This window comes from Hyunsoonleella aquatilis (genome assembly GCF_014270105.1).
Lineage (GTDB): Bacteria > Bacteroidota > Bacteroidia > Flavobacteriales > Flavobacteriaceae > Jejuia > Jejuia aquatilis.
The window spans coordinates 1-2,355 of record NZ_JACNMF010000017.1 but is presented as its reverse complement, the minus strand read 5'-3'; the positions used below and the strand labels follow the sequence as shown (position 1 = coordinate 2,355).

At 33.0% G+C, this 2,355-nt stretch carries 2 protein-coding genes; both read left to right on the top strand.

Annotated features, from left to right (window positions below; translation table 11 throughout):
* Nucleotides 1-255 precede the first annotated feature (255 nt).
* On the top strand, nt 256-990 hold the full coding sequence (locus tag H7U19_RS16740; protein ID WP_186564029.1) for a DUF7003 family protein: 735 nt from the start codon (nt 256-258) through the stop codon (nt 988-990).
* A 166-nt stretch (nt 991-1,156) separates the two neighbouring features.
* On the top strand, nt 1,157-2,122 hold the full coding sequence (locus tag H7U19_RS16735) for a hypothetical protein (protein ID WP_186564028.1): 966 nt from the start codon (nt 1,157-1,159) through the stop codon (nt 2,120-2,122).
* The last annotated feature ends 233 nt before the right edge of the window (nt 2,123-2,355 follow it).

The window sequence follows — 2,355 nt, the reverse complement described above, 5'->3', positions numbered from 1 at the left end:
CAGAAAAAGAGAGAGGGTTATCAATGTTGTCGAAGTCCAAAGCTTCACCGTGTATACTAACCTTATTTCTCTCTTTTGTTCTTTCTGATTATTGGTTAAATTTAATGAAAGACAAACTTAAGATGTGTATAATTCATTGCTAGTTATAGCCTACTTACGAAAGTCCTCGCGGACTTTCTATCTGTGATTTATTTGCTAAATTTAGTGCTTAAACACGCAACGAAATCATACACTAGACCGTTACCTAACATACGAATGAACATTTTCGGATTTAAGAAAAAAAAGGAATATTCATCAAAGGAAATTCTTGCTCAACTTGACAAATGTGCTAATGATTATACCTTTCCAATGTTGGATAACGGATACATTTATCCAATCCATTCTAAATTGACCGCTTACCGAGATGAAAAACGCTGGGCATTAATAATAGAAGTGTTCGGTTTTAATTATCGTGGTGGTGGGCATAACGGAATATCTAACTGTATGCACATTTTCGGAAATTGTATAAGTACTAATCCTGGAACTGACAATGCAAATTTTTTACAAATAACTAATGATACTCCTGACTCTCTGACTTTTGACGAAGAATATCAAGAAAGTCTAAATCCTCAAGCAAAGAGAATGACTCTTCGTGGAATGGAAATTGACATTAATCATGACAGAGAATTTTATTTAAATAAAGGAATTGAATTAGAGGAAGAAAATAAAATCTTTGTGTGGGAATTTATGAGAGGGTTAGAACCAGAATATAACAATAAATTTGAAGCAACTGAAAAGGAAATCAGAGAACGAATCCCAGAAGATTTACCTCTAATCTTAACGTTAAAAGAATGGAATCATCCTGATTGTGCTGGTGCAGAACTTCCAAGTTCAAATGAAACTTTTATACAAATAGCAAAAGTCCTAGAAACTGGCAAAATTGAATATTATAATCCAACTCTGAAACCAAATAATCATTGGAAAAATTGGCCAGAAGGTGGAAAACTATAAGAAAGTACGTTAGGTAACAACGTATATCCTCAATGGTGAGATTTATACCAAACCCAAACGTCCAAGAATTTTTACTACATTTGACTAAACTGAATTGGTCAAGGCTTATTTGCCTCACCACTGAAGGATATACGAGACCGTTGGGCACAATATGAACGAACATCGAATGAAATACATAATTATCGGAATTTTATTTATCTCAACTTCTGTTTTTGGACAGGAGTTCAATTTTGACATTCATAATACTTCACTCGCTGAATATTTAAAAATGGAAGAAAATTTGGGAAGCGAAAAAATTCCGACAACCTCAAATCACGTTTCCTTTGGTGGAAATGCACAACCAATTAAATATTTAAGAAAAGAGAAAGTAATTCCTGATTTAACTTCTTTCTACTTTTTCAAAAAAGCGGATTCAACAATGTCCTATGTTCTCTACGAATGGGACGTTTCGAATTTTGAGAAACAAGACAATAACCAAAAATCAAAGAAGTTTCAAAAAGCCTTAATTACAAAATACAAAGGACTTAAAAAAGAAATTTCAAATGAGTTCGGACAACCAGAAGTAAAGAAGAATTATTCGAATATAAGCCGACTTGATTCTATAAACACTTTTGTAGAAAGCTCAACTTGGAAACCTAATGACAGTACCGAAATTGAAATGTATGCAACTGTTTCTAACTATTATGAGAAAAGAGGCGCAAGCACAATAAATCCAGTTCATCGAATACGACTTTACATCAGAAATCAAGCAAAGGAAAAAGAAAAAGTAATCCCAAAACTTGACGAGAAAAAGTTGGCTGAATTGGAAAAAATAAAGACTGACTTTTTTACTGCTTTAAAATCCAAAGATTTACCAAAATCAAAAGAGTTTTTATCGGACTTAATACTTGAAAAAGTTACTGACGAACAAATTAATATGCTGATTGACAATATCAATTTTGATAAACAAACGGAATTGATTTACAGCGGAGTTCAAATGGGATTTGACGGAAGTATGTTCACACTACTTCAGTATAAATATTCGGACGACAATTCAAGTCCGCCAAGTGAAATGATAAAATTGATTTTTGACGATAAAGACAAAGTTGTAGGAATACAACCGATTAAAATGCAAAGTAAATTAACCGATTAAAAAAATACTGTGCCCAACAATGGCTATAAGTAATTGCTTGTTCTTGCCTACTTCTGAAAATCCTCGCGGATTTTCAGCTTGGTTTGTACTTGCAAAGTTACGTGCTAAATCACGCAACTACTCATAGCCGAGACCGTTGTGTACAATTATGAAAAACGTCCTGCTAATCATTCTAATTTCTGTTTATACTTCGAGTTTCTCACAAGTGAAAATTGACACATCTGAAGTTAAAT

Excerpts from the sequence above, each read along its gene's own strand:
- H7U19_RS16735 (WP_186564028.1), top strand. The coding sequence starts at position 1,157 with ATGAAATACATAATTATCGGAATTTTATTTATCTCAACTTCTGTTTTT.
- H7U19_RS16740 (WP_186564029.1), top strand. The coding sequence starts at position 256 with ATGAACATTTTCGGATTTAAGAAAAAAAAGGAATATTCATCAAAGGAA.